14 protein-coding genes are annotated in these 18131 nt (G+C 60.8%); 11 read left to right on the top strand and 3 right to left on the bottom strand.

All coding sequences use genetic code 11. The features are described from left to right. The first annotated feature begins 130 nt into the window (after positions 1-130). From prpC to prpF, 3 genes are all read left to right on the top strand, one after another. Positions 131-1258 (top strand): bifunctional 2-methylcitrate synthase/citrate synthase, encoded by a 1128-nt coding sequence (gene prpC / locus ACYAR8_RS21615; protein ID WP_074887122.1) that lies wholly within the window; start codon positions 131-133, stop codon positions 1256-1258. A 62-nt stretch (positions 1259-1320) separates the two neighbouring features. After that, complete coding sequence (acnD, locus tag ACYAR8_RS21610; RefSeq protein WP_463581015.1) at positions 1321-3915, top strand: Fe/S-dependent 2-methylisocitrate dehydratase AcnD; 2595 nt, start codon at positions 1321-1323, stop codon at positions 3913-3915. 51 nt (positions 3916-3966) lie between these two features. Next, on the top strand, positions 3967-5157 hold the full coding sequence (prpF, locus tag ACYAR8_RS21605) for a 2-methylaconitate cis-trans isomerase PrpF (RefSeq protein WP_463581014.1): 1191 nt from the start codon (positions 3967-3969) through the stop codon (positions 5155-5157). A 63-nt stretch (positions 5158-5220) separates the two neighbouring features. Here the strand turns inward: prpF and ppsR are convergent, their stop codons facing one another. After that, positions 5221-6039, bottom strand: a complete 819-nt coding sequence (gene ppsR, locus ACYAR8_RS21600; RefSeq protein ID WP_074887131.1) for a posphoenolpyruvate synthetase regulatory kinase/phosphorylase PpsR — start codon at positions 6037-6039, stop codon at positions 5221-5223. Positions 6040-6189: 150 nt separating this feature from the next. Here ppsR and ppsA point away from each other — a divergent pair, with 150 nt between their 5' ends. From ppsA to ACYAR8_RS21560, 8 genes are all read left to right on the top strand, one after another. Continuing rightward, positions 6190-8565 (top strand): phosphoenolpyruvate synthase, encoded by a 2376-nt coding sequence (ppsA, locus tag ACYAR8_RS21595; RefSeq protein ID WP_074887134.1) that lies wholly within the window; start codon positions 6190-6192, stop codon positions 8563-8565. 171 nt (positions 8566-8736) lie between these two features. Further along, the gene (locus ACYAR8_RS21590) at positions 8737-9729 is read left to right on the top strand and encodes an alpha/beta fold hydrolase (protein ID WP_463581013.1); all 993 of its coding nucleotides are present in this window, start codon (positions 8737-8739) and stop codon (positions 9727-9729) included. Between the two features lie 242 nt (positions 9730-9971). Further along, positions 9972-10460 carry a ribonuclease E activity regulator RraA gene (gene rraA, locus ACYAR8_RS21585; RefSeq protein ID WP_074887138.1) on the top strand — a complete coding sequence of 163 codons (489 nt, stop codon included), beginning with the start codon at positions 9972-9974 and terminating at the stop codon, positions 10458-10460. Positions 10461-10511: 51 nt separating this feature from the next. Continuing rightward, positions 10512-11507 carry a zinc transporter ZntB gene (locus ACYAR8_RS21580; RefSeq protein WP_463581012.1) on the top strand — a complete coding sequence of 332 codons (996 nt, stop codon included), beginning with the start codon at positions 10512-10514 and terminating at the stop codon, positions 11505-11507. 86 nt (positions 11508-11593) lie between these two features. Further along, positions 11594-11863, top strand: a complete 270-nt coding sequence (locus tag ACYAR8_RS21575) for a CrfX protein (RefSeq protein WP_463581011.1) — start codon at positions 11594-11596, stop codon at positions 11861-11863. Positions 11864-11865: 2 nt separating this feature from the next. Next, positions 11866-12690, top strand: coding sequence for a mechanosensitive ion channel family protein (locus ACYAR8_RS21570; protein WP_074887148.1), 825 nt, complete (start codon positions 11866-11868; stop codon positions 12688-12690). Between the two features lie 89 nt (positions 12691-12779). Beyond that, a complete protein-coding gene (gene sigX, locus ACYAR8_RS21565) occupies positions 12780-13370 on the top strand; it encodes an RNA polymerase sigma factor SigX (RefSeq protein ID WP_074887153.1) in 591 nt (196 codons plus the stop codon). 107 nt (positions 13371-13477) lie between these two features. Continuing rightward, positions 13478-14512: an OmpA family protein gene (locus ACYAR8_RS21560; RefSeq protein WP_065988496.1), complete on the top strand. Its 1035-nt coding sequence runs from the start codon at positions 13478-13480 to the stop codon at positions 14510-14512. A 162-nt stretch (positions 14513-14674) separates the two neighbouring features. Here ACYAR8_RS21560 and ACYAR8_RS21555 read toward each other — a convergent pair whose 3' ends face one another. After that, positions 14675-16327, bottom strand: coding sequence for a protein kinase domain-containing protein (locus tag ACYAR8_RS21555; RefSeq protein WP_463581016.1), 1653 nt, complete (start codon positions 16325-16327; stop codon positions 14675-14677). A gap of 51 nt (positions 16328-16378) precedes the next feature. Further along, complete coding sequence (locus ACYAR8_RS21550) at positions 16379-17590, bottom strand: nitrate/nitrite transporter (RefSeq protein WP_074887156.1); 1212 nt, start codon at positions 17588-17590, stop codon at positions 16379-16381. Positions 17591-18131: the final 541 nt, after the last annotated feature.

Genomic DNA, 18131 nt, shown 5'->3' with positions numbered 1-18131 from the left:
GCATTCTTCCAGCTGACCTTACAGGTGCTGACACGACGCTTTCGCGGGCAAGCGCGCTCCTACAGATAAAGCATCTCGCGTACTGGAAAGAATTGCCGATTCCCACACAACTACAAGACTGGAGACAGCAATGGCTGAAGCAAAAGTATTGAGCGGCGCAGGCCTGCGAGGCCAGGTGGCCGGGCAGACCGCGTTGTCCACCGTGGGCCAGGCCGGCGCCGGGCTGACCTACCGCGGTTATGACGTGCGTGAACTCGCCGCCGACGCCCGATTCGAAGAAGTCGCGTACCTGCTGTTGTACGGTGAACTGCCGACCCAGGCGCAACTCGACGGCTACCTGAAGAAACTCCAGGGCCTGCGTGACCTGCCCCAGGCGCTGAAAGAAGTGCTCGAGCGCATTCCCGCCGACACCCACCCCATGGACGTCATGCGCACCGGCTGCTCGATGCTCGGCAATCTCGAGCCCGAAGCCAGCTTCGCTCAGCAGCTCGATTCCACCGACCGGCTGCTTGCCGCGTTCCCGGCGATCATGTGCTACTGGTACCGCTTCAGCCACGAAGGCAAGCGCATCGACTGCGTCACCGACGAGGTGTCCATTGCCGGGCATTTCCTGAAACTGCTGCTGGACAAGGCGCCCAGCGAACTGCACCGCAAGGTCATGGACGTGTCGCTGATTCTCTACGCCGAGCACGAATTCAACGCCTCGACCTTCACCGCCAGGGTTTGCGCATCGACCCTGTCCGACCTGTTTTCCTGCATCACGGCGGCCATCGGCACCCTGCGCGGGCCTTTGCACGGCGGCGCCAACGAAGCGGCGATGGAGATGATCCAGAAATTCGCCTCCGCTGAAGAAGCGACGAAGGGCACCCTGGCGATGCTGGAGCGCAAGGACAAGATCATGGGCTTCGGTCACGCGATCTATAAGGACAACGACCCGCGCAACGAGGTGATCAAGGGCTGGTCGAAAAAGCTCGCGGAGGAGGTAGGCGACACGGTGCTGTTCCCGGTCTCCGAAGCCATCGACAAGACCATGTGGGAGCAGAAGAAGCTGTTCCCCAACGCCGACTTCTACCACGCTTCGGCGTACCACTTCATGGGCATCCCGACCAAGCTGTTCACCCCGATCTTCGTCTGCTCGCGCCTGACCGGCTGGGCCTCCCACGTGTTCGAACAGCGCGCCAACAACCGCATCATCCGACCGAGCGCCGAATACATCGGCGTCGAACAGCGCAAATTCGTGCCCATCGAACAGCGCTGATGGGGAAAGGAGAGTTCCACGGGGCTCTCCACCCGTAACTTTTCCGTGATCGAGTCCTGACGATGAACACTGAATACCGCAAATCGCTGCCCGGCACTGCGCTGGATTACTTCGACGCCCAGGCGGCAGTCGATGGGATCAAGCCCGGCGCCTATGCCACGCTGCCGTATACCTCCCGCGTGCTCGCCGAAAACCTGGTGCGCCGTTGCCATCCGACGACGCTGACGGCCTCACTCACGCAGTTGATCGAACGCAAGCGTGATCTCGATTTCCCGTGGTTTCCGGCGCGCGTGGTCTGCCACGACATTCTTGGCCAGACCGCGCTGGTTGACCTCGCCGGCCTGCGCGACGCCATCGCCGACATGGGCGGCGACCCCGCCCAGGTCAATCCGGTGGTGCCGGTGCAGTTAATCGTCGACCACTCGCTGGCCGTTGAATGCGGCGGCTACGACCCGGATGCCTTCAGCAAGAACCGGGCGATTGAAGACCGTCGCAACGAGGATCGCTTCCACTTCATCAACTGGACCAAGCAGGCGTTCAAAAACGTCGAAGTGATCCCGCCGGGCAACGGCATCATGCACCAGATCAATCTGGAGCGAATGTCACCGGTGATCCAGACGCTGAACGGCGTCGCCTTCCCGGATACCCTGGTTGGCACCGACAGCCACACCCCACACGTGGATGCTCTGGGCGTCATTGCCATCGGCGTCGGTGGACTTGAAGCCGAGAACGTCATGCTCGGCCGTGCCTCGTGGATGCGCCTGCCGGACATCATCGGCGTCGAACTGTCGGGCCGTCCGCAGCCGGGCATTACCGCCACCGACGTGGTGCTGGCACTCACCGAATACCTGCGTCAGCAAAAGGTCGTCGGCGCGTACCTTGAGTTCTATGGCGAGGGCGCCCGCGCGCTGACCCTTGGCGACCGCGCGACCATTTCAAACATGGCCCCCGAATACGGGGCGACGGCGGCCATGTTCAGCATCGATCAACAGACCATCGACTACCTCAGGCTGACCGGTCGCGAAGACCAGCAAGTGCAGCTGGTTGAAACCTTCGCCCGCCACACCGGGCTCTGGGCCGATAGCCTGGTCACCGCCGAATACGAGCGCGTGCTGCGTTTCGACCTGTCCAGCGTGGTGCGCAACATGGCCGGGCCGTCCAACCCCCATGCGCGGGTGGCGACCGCTGATCTCGCGGCCAAAGGCATCGCGGCGGCCTGGGAAGAGACTCCGGGCGAAATGCCGGACGGCGCGGTCATCATCGCTGCCATCACCAGTTGCACCAATACCAGCAACCCGCGCAACGTCATTGCCGCAGGGTTGCTGGCGCGCAACGCCAATCGTCTGGGCCTGACGCGCAAACCCTGGGTCAAATCGTCCCTGGCGCCCGGCTCGAAAACCGTCGCGCTGTACCTCGACGAAGCGGGTCTGACCACTGAGCTGGAGCAACTGGGTTTCGGCATCGTCGCGTTCGCCTGCACCACCTGCAACGGCATGTCCGGCGCGCTGGACCCCGTGATCCAGCAGGAAATCATCGACCGCGACCTTTACGCCACGGCGGTATTGTCGGGCAACCGCAACTTCGACGGACGCATTCATCCTTACGCCAAGCAGGCCTTTCTCGCCTCGCCACCGCTGGTGGTGGCCTACGCCATCGCCGGAACGATCCGCTTCGATATCGAGAAAGACGTGCTGGGCCTCGGCCCCAATGGCGAAGAGATCCGCTTGAAAGACCTCTGGCCAAGCGACGCCGAGATCGATCAGGTGGTGAAAGCTTCGGTCAAACCGGAACAGTTCCGCCAGGTGTACATCCCGATGTTCGCCATCCACGAAGACACCGGCCCGAAAGTCGCGCCGCTGTACGACTGGCGCCCGATGAGCACCTACATTCGCCGCCCGCCGTACTGGGAAGGTGCCCTGGCCGGCGAGCGAACCCTGCGCGGCATGCGTCCGCTGGCGGTGCTGCCGGACAACATCACCACCGATCACTTGTCGCCGTCGAACGCGATCATGCTCGACAGCGCGGCCGGCGAATACCTGGAAAAAATGGGCCTGCCGGAAGAGGACTTCAACTCCTACGCCACCCATCGCGGCGATCACCTGACGGCCCAGCGCGCCACGTTCGCCAACCCCAAACTGTTCAATGAAATGGTGGTGGAGAACGGCAAGGTCAAGCAGGGTTCCTACGCCCGCATCGAGCCGGAAGGCCAGGTCACGCGGATGTGGGAGGCCATCGAAACCTACATGGCGCGCAAGCAGCCGCTGATCATCATTGCCGGCGCCGATTACGGCCAGGGTTCGTCCCGGGACTGGGCCGCCAAGGGCGTGCGTCTGGCGGGTGTCGAAGTCATCGTTGCCGAAGGCTTCGAACGCATCCACCGCACCAATCTGGTGGGCATGGGGGTGCTGCCGCTGGAGTTCAAACCGGGCACCAATCGCCTGACCCTGGGTATCGACGGCAGTGAAACCTACGACGTGATCGGCCCGCGCACCCCGGGCGCCACGCTGACGCTGATCATCAAGCGCAAGAATGGCGAACGTGTGGAGGTGCCGGTGACCTGCCGCCTCGACACGGGTGAAGAGGTGCTGATCTACGAGGCCGGCGGCGTATTGCAACGCTTCGCCCAGGACTTCCTCGAATCCTCGGCCGGCGCCTGAGCCGCCGCGCGCGCTATATGACGTGCGCTCTATATAAAAAGGAACAGTTCCATGGCTTCCACGGCACAGATCAAGATTCCCGCGACGTACATGCGTGGCGGCACCAGCAAGGGCGTATTTTTCCTCCGGAACGACTTGCCCGAAGCCGCGCAAACCCCCGGCGCGGCCCGTGACGCCTTGCTGCTGCGGGTGATCGGCAGCCCTGACCCGTACGCCAAGCAGATCGATGGCATGGGCGGCGCGACGTCGAGCACCAGCAAAACAGTGATTTTGTCGAAGAGCGAGAAAGCCGATCACGACGTCGATTACCTGTTCGGCCAGGTGGCCATCGACAAGCCCTTCGTCGACTGGAGCGGCAATTGCGGCAACCTGTCAGCGGCGGTCGGCCCGTTCGCAATCAGCAACGGTCTGGTTGACCCGGGGCGCATTCCGCAGAACGGCGTGGCGGTGGTGCGTATCTGGCAGGCCAACATCGGCAAAACCATCATCGCTCACGTGCCGATGACTGACGGCGCGGTGCAGGAAACCGGCGATTTCGAGCTCGACGGCGTGACCTTTCCGGCGGCCGAAGTGCAGCTGGAGTTCATGGACCCGGCGGCGGACGAGGAGGGCGCAGGCGGCTCGATGTTCCCCACCGGCAATCTGGTGGACGAGCTTGAGGTGCCGGGCGTCGGGACGTTCAAGGCGACGATGATCAATGCCGGCATCCCGACGATCTTCGTCAACGCCCAGGACATCGGCTACACCGGCAGCGAACTGCAGGACGCAATCAACAGCGATCCGAAGGCCTTGAGCGTGTTCGAAACGATCCGGGCCCATGGCGCCGTGCGCATGGGGCTGATCGGCACGGTCGAGGAGGCCGCGATGCGTCAGCACACGCCTAAAGTGGCGTTCGTGGCCGCGCCCGCTGAATACCTGTCTTCCAGCGGCAAGCGGGTCACGACGGAGGACACCGATCTGTTGGTGCGCGCCATGTCCATGGGCAAGCTGCACCACGCGATGATGGGCACGGCGGCAGTGGCCATCGGCACAGCGGCGGCGATTCCGGGCACGCTGGTCAACCTGGCAGCGGGCGGCGGCGAACGCAGTGCAGTGCGCTTCGGCCACCCCTCCGGGACCTTACGCGTCGGCGCTGAAGCGGTATTGGTCGACGGCGAATGGCAAGTCAAAAAAGCCATCATGAGCCGCAGCGCGCGGGTCTTGATGGAGGGATGGGTGCGCGTGCCGGGTGACAGCTTCTGAACGGAGCGCATGGCCTGCTCCGGCCAACTTGCAGCTTGCAGCTTCAAACTTGCCGCTGCGCAGCTACTTAAACCGGCGCTCGACGCCTTTCTCCACCAGCACCTTCGCCGAGATTTCCTCGACCGAGAAATGCGTGGAGTTGATGTGCGGGATGTTTTCGCGGCGGAACAGGCCCTCGACTTCGCGCACCTCGAACTCGCATTGGGCGTAACTGGCATAGCGGCTGTTGGGTTTGCGCTCGTGGCGAATCGCGGTCAGGCGGTCAGGGTCGATGGTCAGGCCGAACAGCTTGTCCCGATGCAGTTTCAGCGCGGCGGGCAACTGCAGACGCTCCATGTCGTCTTCGGTCAGCGGGTAATTGGCCGCACGGATGCCGAACTGCATGGCCATGTACAGGCAGGTCGGGGTTTTGCCGCAGCGCGACACGCCGACCAGGATGATGTCGGCCTTGTCGTAATAATGGGTCCTGGCGCCGTCGTCGTTGTCCAGGGCAAAGTTCACTGCCTCGATCCGCTCCATGTAGTTGGAGTTGTGCCCGATGGAGTGGGATTTCCCCACCGAGTAGGACGAGTGTGAACTAAGCTCCAGCTCCAGCGGGGCGAGGAAGGTCGAGAAGATATCGATCATGAAGCCGTCGGAGGTCGCGAGAATCTCGCGGATATCCTGATTGACGATGGTGTCGAAAATGATCGGACGCGCTTCGTCCTTCTCGGCGGCCTTGTTGATTTGCTGCACCATCGCCCGGGCCTTCTCGACACTGTCGATATAGGGCCGCGTGAACTTGTTGAATGTAATATTTTCAAATTGCGCCAGCAGACTCTGGCCAAGGGTTTCGGCGGTGATGCCGGTGCCATCGGAGATGAAAAAAGCGGATCGTTTCATTTGCGCCCCGGGGCCTTAAGCTGAAGACAATTTGTGGATATGATAGGCCGGCTTGCGGGCCATGACTGGCCGCATTCTACCTGTTTTCAATCGCCGCGATTCCCGCACCAAAAGCGTTCCCAACAATAACCGGTTAGTGGAGAGATCACCTTGGTAGAGTACGTAGTTTCCCTCGATAAGCTCGGCAAACATGATGTTGAGCACGTGGGGGGCAAGAACGCATCCCTCGGCGAGATGATCAGCAACCTGGCGGGCGCAGGCGTGTCCGTTCCCGGTGGTTTTGCCACTACCGCTCAGGCCTACCGTGATTTTCTTGAGCAGAGTGGCCTGAACGATCAGATCCATCAGGCCCTCGACGCTCTGGATGTCGACGACGTCAACGAGCTGGCCAGAACCGGCGCGAAGATTCGTCAGTGGATCATGGAGGCTGAATTCCCCGAGAAGCTCAACGCCGAAATCCGTACCGCCTTTGCCGAGCTCTCGGCGGGCAATCCGGACATCGCCGTTGCCGTGCGCTCTTCCGCCACCGCAGAAGACTTGCCCGACGCCTCCTTTGCCGGCCAACAGGAAACCTTCCTGAACATCCGTGGCGTCGAAAACGTGATCCGCGCGGCCAAAGAAGTCTTCGCGTCGCTGTTCAACGACCGCGCCATTTCCTACCGCGTGCATCAGGGTTTCGACCACAAGCTGGTGGCGCTTTCCGCTGGCGTGCAGCGCATGGTGCGTTCTGAAACCGGCACCGCCGGCGTCATGTTCACCCTGGACACCGAATCCGGTTTCCGCGACGTGGTGTTCATCACCGGCGCCTACGGCCTGGGCGAGACCGTCGTGCAGGGCGCGGTCAACCCGGACGAATTCTACGTTCACAAAAACACCCTTGAAGCCGGTCGCCCGGCGATCCTGCGCCGCAACCTCGGCAGCAAGGCGATCAAGATGATCTACGGCGAAGAAGCCAAGGCCGGCAAATCGGTCAAGACCATCGACGTCGACCTGGCTGACCGCGCGCGTTTCTGCCTCAGCGACGAGGAAGTCAGCAACCTGGCACGCCAGGCGATGATCATCGAAAAGCACTACCAGTGCCCGATGGACATCGAGTGGGCCAAAGACGGCGATGACGGCAAGCTGTACATCGTGCAGGCGCGTCCGGAAACCGTAAAAAGCCGCACCTCGTCCAATGTCATGGAACGCTACCTGCTGAAAGAGAAGGGCACCGTTCTGGTGGAAGGCCGCGCCATCGGCCAGCGCATCGGCGCCGGCAAGGTGCGGATCATCAAGGACGTGTCCGAGATGGACAAGGTCCAGCCCGGCGACGTGCTGGTCTCCGACATGACCGACCCGGACTGGGAACCGGTCATGAAACGCGCCAGCGCCATCGTCACCAACCGCGGCGGTCGCACCTGCCACGCCGCGATCATCGCTCGCGAGCTGGGCATCCCGGCGGTAGTGGGTTGTGGCAACGCCACCGAGCTGTTGCAGGAAGGTCAGGGCGTCACCGTGTCCTGCGCCGAGGGCGACACCGGTTACATCTTCGAGGGCGAACTGGGCTTCGACATCAAGCAGAACTCTGTCGATGCCATGCCTGACCTGCCGTTCAAAATCATGATGAACGTCGGCAACCCTGATCGCGCCTTTGATTTTGCTCAGCTGCCCAACGCCGGCATCGGCCTGGCGCGTCTGGAGTTCATCATCAACCGTATGATCGGCGTGCACCCCAAAGCGCTGCTCAACTACGCCAACCTGCCTCAGGACATCAAGGAAAGCGTCGACAAGCGCATCGCCGGCTACGACGATCCCGTCGGTTTCTACGTCGAGAAGCTGGTTGAAGGCATCAGCACCCTGGCGGCGGCGTTCTCGCCCAAGAAAGTCATCGTGCGCCTCTCGGACTTCAAGTCCAACGAATACGCCAACCTCATCGGCGGCAAGCTGTACGAGCCGGAAGAAGAGAACCCGATGCTGGGCTTCCGTGGCGCGTCCCGTTACATCAGCGAAAACTTCCGCGACTGTTTCGAACTGGAGTGCCGCGCCCTCAAGCGTGTACGCAACGAGATGGGCCTGACCAACGTCGAGATCATGGTGCCCTTCGTCCGAACTCTGGGCGAGGCGAGTCAGGTCATCGACCTGCTCGCCGAAAACGGTCTGGCCCGTGGCGAGAACGGTTTGCGCGTGATCATGATGTGCGAATTGCCGTCCAACGCCCTGATGGCCGATGAATTCCTCGAATTCTTCGACGGATTCTCCATTGGTTCCAACGACCTGACCCAGCTGACTTTGGGCCTGGACCGTGACTCCGGGATCATCGCCCACCTGTTCGACGAGCGTAATCCTGCGGTCAAGAAGCTGCTGTCCTACGCCATTCAGGCCTGTAACAAGGCCGGCAAGTACATCGGCATCTGCGGTCAGGGCCCGTCCGATCACCCGGATCTGGCACGCTGGTTGATGGAGCAGGGCATCGAAAGCGTTTCCCTCAATCCTGATTCGGTACTGGAGACCTGGTTCTTCCTGTCCGAAGAGGACGCTCCAACCTGATGCAGATCGAGTAAGATGCCGGCCCGTTTCCATGGGCCGGTTTCCCGAGAGGGCGGTTTTTAACGAATCCGCCCTTTTTTGTGGGTGATTTTCAGCGCGCTGGCAGCGTCAATCTGCTGTTCCGGCGATATGCCAGCCCCTAATCTTTCAAGAGCGTCCAGCAAAAGCACCATGCAAAGCAGCAGTCATCTCTTCCCCGTGGCCTTGATCAGTGCCGAGCGTCGTGGCGACCTGACCGAGGACGTCTACCGTTTGAAGCCCGGCAACAGCCCGGATTTCACTGTCGAAATCGCCGTCACCCGGCTGGGGCTTGTGTCGGCTCCGGATGCCCGAGGCGTGCCGGTGGTGCTGCTGCACGGCAGCTTTTCCAATCGACGGTTCTGGTATTCCCCCAAAGGCATCGGCCTTGGCGCCTACCTGGCCCGTGCCGGGTTCGATGTGTGGATCCCGGAAATGCGCGGGCACGGTTTGTCGGCGCGCAACAGTGCGTACAAAACCAATTGCGTCGCTGACTATGCGCGCTTTGATCTGCCGGCCATCGCTGCGTTCGTGCGCGAGCAGACCGGCGAGGCGCCCCACTGGATCGGCCACTCCCTGGGCGGCACAACCCTCGCCGCGGCATTGGGCGGGCAGTATCTGACGGCGGACGACGCCGCGTCGGTGGCGCTGTTCGGCAGTCAGGTCACCCGCAGCCACTGGCCGCTGAAATTGCCGCCGCTGCAATGGACCGCACGGCTGCTGCTCAAGCGCTTCGAGCATGTTCCGGGCCCGCGTTTCAAGCGCGGCCCGGAAGACGAACCCATGGGCGTCCTTCTGGAAAGCATGCGCTGGCATGGCCTGTTCGGCGGTTTCGGGCACAAGAAGGATGACTGGTGGGCCGGGCTGCAACAGGTCACGGTTCCGCTGCTGTGCGTGGCCGGCGCTGGCGATCATCAGGACCCGGAATGGGCCTGCCGCGAGCTCTTCGAGCGGTTCGGCAGCGACCACAAGGCGTTTCTCGTCCTGGGTCGTGAACACGGCTTCAGCGAAGACTTCGGCCACGTGCCGATGCTGGTCAGCAAAGCTGCGCAAACCCAGGTGTGGCCGCGCGTGGCTGACTGGCTGAACCGCCATGTTCCCGTGGTAAAGGCTGAATCAACGCTGAACATGATGGCAACTCCCTGATTGTCACCGGCGCAGCCATTCCTTGGGCGCCAACTTGGCGATAAGCTGCACCCATTCCCGACACCGGAGCCGAACGGCAGGTGGCGACTCGTTGGTCAGATTTTTCGGATCTGCGTGAGGTGCTATATAAGGATGCAATGCGCGTGGCGCGTCGGTTGTTAAAGCAGGCCGTCTATCTTCGTAGCTGTCTATCCTATTAGCTGTCTACCCTCATCATAGAGCTTTCCTGACAGGAGTTACCCATGCACTACATCACCCCGGACTTGTGCGACGCCTACCCTGAGCTGGTTCAGGTCGTAGAACCGATGTTCAGTAACTTTGGTGGCCGTGATTCATTCGGCGGCGAGATCGTCACGCTCAAGTGCTTTGAAGACAATTCACTGGTGCGCGAGCAGGCCGACCAGCCCGGGCAAGGCAAAGTATTGGTGGTGGATGGCGGAGGCTCACTGCGCTGCGCGTTGCTCGGCGACATGATTGCGGAAAAGGCCGCGAAAAATGGTTGGGAGGGCATGGTGATTTTTGGCTGCGTGCGCGACGTCGATGTTCTGGCACAGACCGATCTCGGTGTGCAGGCTTTGGCCAGTCACCCGCTCAAGACCGAGAAGCGCGGCCTGGGAGAACTGAACAAGGTAGTGACCTTCGGTGGTGTGACGTTCAAGCCGGGCGAATTCATCTATGCCGACAACAACGGCATCATCGTATCGCCCAGCGCACTGAAGATGCCGGACTGACCGGCCTTATTATTCTTCACACGGCGACCGATTCACTCAGTAAGGACATGAATGTTCGACGAAACAAACGCGCAGTGGGGGCTGGTTCATGCCCTCGTTCTGGACGGAAAGGGCGGGGCGCGTTCAATCCCCCGAACTGCACTGGAGGGTCTGCAGCTGGAGCCCCACGAAAGTGTGTGGCTCCATTGGGATCGTAGCCATCCGCAGACCCAGACGTGGTTACGCAAGACCAGCGGGCTCAGTGAGTTCGTCTGTGACCTGATGCTGGAAGAGAACACCCGGCCGCGGCTGCTGGCCTTGCCGGATGACGAATTGCTGTTGTTTCTGCGCGGGATCAACCTGAACCCTGGCGCAGAGCCTGAGGACATGGTGTCGGTGCGGATTTTTGCTGCCGCCCAGCGGGTCATCTCTTTGCGCCTTCGTTCGCTGCGGGCAACCGACGAACTGATCGCGTCATTGAATGAAGGCAAGGGCCCGAAAACAGCCTCGGAATTGCTGCTGTATCTGGCTCAGTTTCTCACCGACAAGGTTCAGGCGGTGGTCAGCGAGCTGACGGAACTGGTCGATGACATGGAAGAACGCATAGATGCCGACGAACGGTATCTGCCCGAGCACGGCAACATGGTTCACATCCGCAGGCGTGCGGCGGGGCTGCGCCGATTTCTGGCGCCTCAGCGCGAAATCTACGCCCAGCTGACGCGCAGCAAGATGCCGTGGTTCGTGGAGGACGATGCCGATTACTGGAACGAATTGAACAACAGCCTGACTCGTTATCTCGAAGAGCTGGAATTGACCAAAGAGCGCGTGGGGCTTGCGCTTGAGGCCGAAGACAGGCGTCGCAACGAGCGCATGAACAGGACCATCTATCGGTTTGGGGTCATCACTGGCATCTTCCTGCCGATGAGCTTCCTGACAGGTTTGTTAGGCATTAACGTGGGCGGTATCCCGGGATCGGAAAATCCCTACGGATTTGTGTACGCCTGCCTGTTGATACTGGTCGTCGCGGTGGGGCAAATGTGGTTGTTCAAGCGATTGCGCTGGGTGTGAGTGTAAAAAAACGGAAGGCGCACACGAGTGTCGTGTGACTCCAGCAGAATTGGCTGCGTCTTTCAGTGACATTGCGTGAGGTGCCTATGCACGACCCGTTTGAAGAATCACTGCGCGACATGCTCAACGCTTCGTCCAGCAGCCGGGACGATGATGCCGTTCTGGGCCGAGTGTTGAAGACCGCCAACCGTCAGGTGGGCGCCGGTGATCTGTTCAGTCTTCTGGGTCGTTGCACACAGGCGTTGATGATTGCCGTGAATAACGGCTCCGCTCACGTTTCACCTGTTTCCCGCCGCAAGGCGACCGGTTCCGGTACTACGTTTGCCGGGACCGCTGCACAAGACAAGGCTGATTGAATATGGAATTGGATCTCTGGACGCAGAGCCTGGTTACTGCAATGACTGCGTTGTGGACCAAAGTCGCGAACTTCATTCCGAATCTGTTCGGCGCGCTGGTGGTAGTACTTCTGGGTTTCGTGGTGGCGAAGCTGCTCGACACCCTGCTTTCCAAGCTGTTGGCCAAACTCGGTCTGGACCGCCTGATGGGTGGCACCGGTTTGACCAAGCTGATCAGCCGCGCGGGCATTCAGGTCCCGATTTCGACGCTGATCGGCAAGATCGTCTACTGGTTCGTGCTGTTGATTTTTCTCGTGTCGGCGGCAGAATCGCTGGGGCTGGAGCGGGTTTCCGCGACGCTGGACATGCTGGCGCTGTACCTGCCGAAGGTTTTCGGCGCCGCGCTGGTGTTGCTGGTCGGGGTCTTGCTGGCGCAGTTGGTCAACGGTATCGTTCGCGGCGCTGCCGAAGGGGTAGGGCTGGATTACTCGGCCGGCCTGGGGCGAATCGCCCAGTGGCTGGTGATCATCATCAGTATTTCGGTGGCGATCAGTCAGCTGGAGGTCAAGACCGACCTGCTGAACCATGTAATTGTTATCGGATTGATTACCGTTGGTCTGGCAGTCGCGCTGGCAATGGGCCTGGGAAGCCGCGAAATCGCGAGCCAGATCCTGGCAGGAATTTATGTACGTGAGTTGTACCAGGTAGGGCAACAAGTGTGTGTGGGTGAGGTCGAAGGGCAGATCGAAGAAATTGGCACGGTGAAGACCACCCTGCTGACCGAGGAAGGCGAGTTGGTGTCTTTGTCCAACCGGATCCTCCTCGAGCAGCGAGTGAGCAGCCGTTGAGCCGGCGAATCTGCTAATGTATGCCGCCGCAAAACCCGGGCGATTCCCGGGCGCGGCGGACATCTACCCGACTGTCGGCACGACTTGTTTTGAATAACGTTCAATCGCCCTCTCTGCGCTACGACCCACGCGAGCTCTCCGACGAGGAGCTGGTTGAGCGTTCGCACGCCGAGCTGTTTCACGTAACGCGGGCGTACGAAGAATTGATGCGTCGTTACCAGCGGACACTTTTTAACGTCTGCGCACGGTATCTGGGGAACGATCGCGATGCTGATGATGTCTGTCAGGAAGTGATGCTTAAGGTGTTGTATGGCTTGAAGAACTTCGAGGGTAAATCGAAGTTCAAGACCTGGCTCTACAGCATCACGTACAACGAATGCATCACGCAGTACAGGAAGGAGCGGCGAAAGCGTCGGTTGCTGGACGCTTTGAGTCTTGACCCCCTCGAGGAAGCGTCGGAAGAAAAGACGCCAAAACCAGAAGAAAAGGGCGGGCTTGATCGTTGGCTTGTGCATGTGAACCCGATCGACAGGGAAATTCTGGTGCTACGATTTGTCGCAGAGCTGGAATTTCAGGAGATCGCAGACATCATGCACATGGGCCTGAGTGCCACGAAAATGCGTTACAAACGGGCACTTGATAAATTACGTGAGAAATTTGCAGGCGTTACCGAAACTTAACTCGGTGCAAATATCTCTAACGAGCAGGCAAGTTCTGATAGACTTGCCGACGAGTTGTCTCTCGCTAAGGGGGACTGCTTTACAATCACCAGATGGGGATTTAACGGATGAAACTGAAAAACACCTTGGGCTTGGCCATTGGTACTATTGTTGCCGCAACTTCGTTCGGCGCTCTGGCTCAAGGCCAAGGCGCAGTCGAAATCGAAGGCTTCGCCAAGAAAGAACAGTTCGACAGCGCTCGTAACTTCAAAAACGACGGCAACCTGTTCGGCGGTTCTGTTGGCTACTTCCTGACCGACGACGTTGAATTGCGTCTGGGCTATGACGAAGTGCACAACGTCCGTAGCGACAATGGCCAGAACATCAAGGGCGCGAACACCGCTCTGGACGCTCTGTACCACTTCAACAACCCGGGCGACATGCTGCGTCCGTACGTCTCGGCTGGTTTCTCCGATCAGAGCATCGATCAGAACGGCAGCAACGGTCGTAACCGCTCCACCTTCGCCAACATCGGCGGCGGTGCCAAGCTGTACTTCACCGACAACTTCTATGCCCGTGCTGGCGTTGAAGCTCAGTACAACATCGACCAGGGCGACACCGAGTGGGCGCCAAGCGTCGGTATCGGTGTGAACTTCGGCGGCGGTTCGAAGAAAGTTGAAGCTGCACCGGCTCCAGTAGCTGAAGTGTGCTCCGACAGCGACAACGACGGCGTTTGCGACAACGTTGACAAGTGCCCTGACACCCCTGCAAACGTGACTGTCGACGCTAACGGCTGCCCAGCTGTTGCTGAAGTTGTTCGTGTTGAGCTGGACGTTAAATTCGACTTCAACAAGTCGGTTGTGAAGCCAAACAGCTACGGCGACATCAAGAACCTTGCTGACTTCATGAAGCAGTACCCACAGACCACCACCACTGTTGAAGGTCACACTGACTCCGTCGGTCCTGACGCTTACAACCAGAAGCTGTCCGAGCGTCGTGCAAACGCCGTTAAGCAAGTTCTGGTTAACCAGTACGGTGTTGGCGCTAACCGCGTAAACTCGGTTGGCTACGGTGAATCCCGCCCAGTTGCTGATAACGCAACTGACGCTGGCCGCGCTGTAAACCGTCGCGTAGAAGCACAAGTAGAAGCCCAAGCTAAGTAATTAGCCTCGCTTCACGAAAAACCCGGCTTAGGCCGGGTTTTTCTTTGCCTGCGATTTGACCCTCTGCAATCCTCGGTGAGTCGCTGTCTGGCGGACTAAGCCAAGCGACCGGGATGAACGTGGATCCATCCAGCCAAGTGCCCTTGAGCGACTAAGTCCACACTAGTTTTTAAGCAGCAATACCCACAAAACCAGATTGATCAGCAGCGACACCAAGGCAACTGTGCGCCAGACCTTCAGCGGTTCGCGCTCCAGCAGTGGCGTCGTACGGGTGTTCAGCGGGGAAAGTTCGCCCTGTTGAAAGTGCACGAGCCAGTGTTCTGCGGTCTCGAAGCGCTTCAGCGGATCAGCCTGCAAGGCGCGTTGCAGATGCTGTTCCAGCCACTCCGGCACATCGGGTCGGTAACGACTGACCGGCAGCGGCTGGCCGAAACGGCGGCGCTGGAAGGGTTCGATCTCGCCATAGGGATAGTGGCCGGTCAGCAGGAAGTACAGCGTGATGCTGGCCGCATACAGATCAAAGTCAGGGCTGGGTTCTGCGCCTTCGAAGGCTTCAGGGGCCATGAAGCTGGGCGTGCCGGGCACGTCGCCGCTTTGATCCGCTGACAGGCCCGGGCTGTAGGCGAGCCCAAAATCCAGAATGCGCAAGCCTCCTGCCTTCTCAATCAACAGATTGTCCGGCTTGATGTCTCGATGAATGATATTGCGCCGGTGCAGCAGACCGACGCCAGCGATCAGTTCTTGGGCCAGACTCAGCCACGGCGACAGCGCCATCGGCCCCTCCTGATCGAAGATTTCAGCCAGGGTCTGGCCTGAATACTCGCGCATCACGTAGTACAGATGCTGGCGCTGGCCTAGGGGGTGCACTTCTGGAACGAAGCGACCCGCAACGCGACGCAGAAACCATTCTTCCAGCAGCAACGCCTCCGCCGCGCCGGCCTCGTCAAGGCGTGAGGGCGGCAGCGTCTTCAATAACCATGGTTGCTGTTGGCAGTCGCGTACGCGATACATCAGGGACTGCCGCGAGTCGCTCAAACGTGTCTCGACCTGCCAGCCTTCAAACGTCTGGCCTGCCTTGAGAAAGGGCGGGACGGGCCATTGCTGAAGTTGCAGCAGCGTTTCGCCCAGGCTGTCCGAGCCCAACTGATCGACCTGTATGAGCAAGGCGCTTGCGTTATCGGCGCTGCCTGACAGATGCGCAGCGTTGACCAGCGTTCGGACAGCCGTGTCCAGATCTGCCTGTTCGTTGAGAATCGAGGCGATTCGTTGATCGCCCAACGTTGCCCACACACCGTCGCTGACCAATAGCAAGCGCTCGTCCTGGCGCAGCTCGCCGTCCAGATAATCCATGACCACGTATTGATCCAGACCCAGTGCGCGTTTCAGCACATGCTGCATGTCCGGCTGTTCCCACACGTGGTCCTGGCTGATTCGCTGGAGCAGGCCTGAGTGCGATCGGTACACGCGGCAGTCGCCGACATGGGCCAGGGTGAAACGACGCCCGCGCAGGACCAGCGCACTGAGTGTGGTCAACAAGCCGTTGGCGAGCAGCCAGCGATTCTGTGCCAGCAGCAGGCGGTCGAGGGCCTGGGCGACGCTCCAGGTTTCCGGCGTCGCGTAGTAGTCCATCGCCAGCGCCTGAAGCGTGGCCCTGGACGCCAGTCCGCCATCGGCACATTGACTGACCCCGTCGGCGAGGGCGAACAGGTGACCCTTGCTGGCGGCCAGCGCCGGAGCAGGGGTGACCACGCGAAGGGCGTCCTGATTCTCGGCCCGCGGCCCGGTCGCGCTGAACTCGGCCACGCGCAGTTGCAGGCCGGTCGCAGTGGGCGCGACCGGCGTCAGCGGCTGATTGACGCTCACGGCCTAGACACGGGCGGCGGTGACGGCCGCCGAGCCCCAAGTGGTTCTCCAGCGACGCTTGACGTTCATCAGGCCGAACCAGGCCAGCACGCCAAGAAACGCAAACAGCCACAGGCCCAGTTGGTACTCGCCGGTGTTCTGCTTGATCGCGCCGAGCCCGGCTGCCAGCAGGAAACCACCGATGCCGCCGGCCATGCCGATGAGGCCGGTCATGACGCCGATTTCTTTGCGAAAGCGTTGCGGTACCAGCTGGAACACCGCGCCGTTACCAGCGCCGAGGCCGAGCATCGCCGCGACGAACAGCGCCAGCGCGGCCCAGGAGCTGGGCAGGTTGAAACCGACGGCGGCGATGCAGATCGCCGCGACGGCGTACATGCCGGACAGCGTGCGGATGCCGCCGAAGCGATCGGCGAGGGCGCCGCCCAGTGGTCGCATCATGCTGCCGCCAAAGACGCAGGCGGCGGTGTAGTAACCCGCGGTCACCGGGCTCAGGCCGTATTGATCGTTGAAATAGCCGGGCAATGCGCTGGCCAGGCCGATGAAGCCGCCGAAGGTCACGCTGTAGAAGAACATGAACCACCAGCTGTCGCGGTCGCCCAGGGCTTTGAAATAGTCAGCCATGGATTTGGCTTTGGGGCGTTCCGGAGCGTTTTTTGCCATCAGCGAGAAGGCGATGAGGGTCAGCAGCAGCGGCGCCACGGCAAAGCCGAACACGTTGTTCCAGCCGAAGCTGGCGGCGAGCACCGGTGCGATCAGTGCCGCGAACACAGTGCCGGAGTTGCCGGCGCCGGCGATGCCCATGGCTTTGCCCTGATGCTGCGGCGGGTACCACTGCGAAGCCAACGGCAGCGCCACGGCGAACGAGGCGCCGGCCATGCCGAGGAACACGCCCAGCAACAGCGCCTGTTCGTAACTGTGAATGCCCAACTGCCAAGCGACGAGCAGCGCGGCGATGACGATAACCTGGCCGATGATCCCGGCAGTCTTGGGCGACAACTGGTCGGCGAGCATGCCCATGATGAAGCGCAGCACTGCACCCGCGAGAATCGGCGTCGCCACCATCAGGCCGCGTTGTTGAGTGGTCAGGTGCAGGTCGGCGGCAATCTGCACGGCCATCGGGCCGAGCAGGTACCAGACCATGAAGCTCAGGTCGAAATACAGGAACGCTGCGAACAGTGTCGGTTTATGGCCGGCTTTCCAGAAACTCGTGTTCATCTAACACCTCATCTGCAGGGATTCGTGATCGGTGGAGGTGTTGCTCGCACCGCTACGGGTCAGGTCATGCAGGCGAAGCACCAGACCGGCACTCCACCCGCCTTGACGTGTTCAAGGCAAAAACGAAAAAACGCCGCAGCCCTGTGCGCTTGCGCGAAGGGTGCGACGTCTTTGTCGTGAGTGGGCAACCGCCGTTGGCTACCTGTGAGGTGTATCTAGCAATACATGGGCCAAATGCGCGCCAGACTCCGGGTTGGGATGAATCCGGCAGGCCCTGGGCATTTTTCGTAGGAGCCGGCTTGCTGGCGAAGGCAGTGGGTCAGCAGCGCAGTCGTCAGCTGACACAATGGGTTCGTCCGATCGCGGCCCGCAGCAAGCCGGCTCCTGCAGTGGGCGTGCGTCAAACGAGCAAATGGCGTCGGCCACTCAACCTGTAGGAGCGCGCTTGCCCGCGAAGGCAGAGTGTCAGGCGATGGGTTCGTCACAGGCACACCTGTCTCTTATACACATCTGACGCTGCCGACGACATACCGTGGGTGTA

Source organism: Pseudomonas sp. HP_01 (assembly GCF_055284355.1).
Note: the sequence above shows the minus strand (reverse complement) of the source record. Positions and strands in the feature narration are given on the sequence as shown.

Excerpts from the sequence above, each read along its gene's own strand:
- acnD (WP_463581015.1), top strand. The coding sequence starts at position 1,321 with ATGAACACTGAATACCGCAAATCGCTGCCCGGCACTGCGCTGGATTAC.
- ACYAR8_RS21560 (WP_065988496.1), top strand. The coding sequence starts at position 13,478 with ATGAAACTGAAAAACACCTTGGGCTTGGCCATTGGTACTATTGTTGCC.
- prpF (WP_463581014.1), top strand. The coding sequence starts at position 3,967 with ATGGCTTCCACGGCACAGATCAAGATTCCCGCGACGTACATGCGTGGC.
- ACYAR8_RS21575 (WP_463581011.1), top strand. The coding sequence starts at position 11,594 with ATGCACGACCCGTTTGAAGAATCACTGCGCGACATGCTCAACGCTTCG.
- rraA (WP_074887138.1), top strand. The coding sequence starts at position 9,972 with ATGCACTACATCACCCCGGACTTGTGCGACGCCTACCCTGAGCTGGTT.
- ACYAR8_RS21570 (WP_074887148.1), top strand. The coding sequence starts at position 11,866 with ATGGAATTGGATCTCTGGACGCAGAGCCTGGTTACTGCAATGACTGCG.
- ACYAR8_RS21550 (WP_074887156.1), bottom strand. The coding sequence starts at position 17,590 with ATGAACACGAGTTTCTGGAAAGCCGGCCATAAACCGACACTGTTCGCA.
- ppsR (WP_074887131.1), bottom strand. The coding sequence starts at position 6,039 with ATGAAACGATCCGCTTTTTTCATCTCCGATGGCACCGGCATCACCGCC.
- ACYAR8_RS21590 (WP_463581013.1), top strand. The coding sequence starts at position 8,737 with ATGCAAAGCAGCAGTCATCTCTTCCCCGTGGCCTTGATCAGTGCCGAG.
- prpC (WP_074887122.1), top strand. The coding sequence starts at position 131 with ATGGCTGAAGCAAAAGTATTGAGCGGCGCAGGCCTGCGAGGCCAGGTG.
- ACYAR8_RS21580 (WP_463581012.1), top strand. The coding sequence starts at position 10,512 with ATGTTCGACGAAACAAACGCGCAGTGGGGGCTGGTTCATGCCCTCGTT.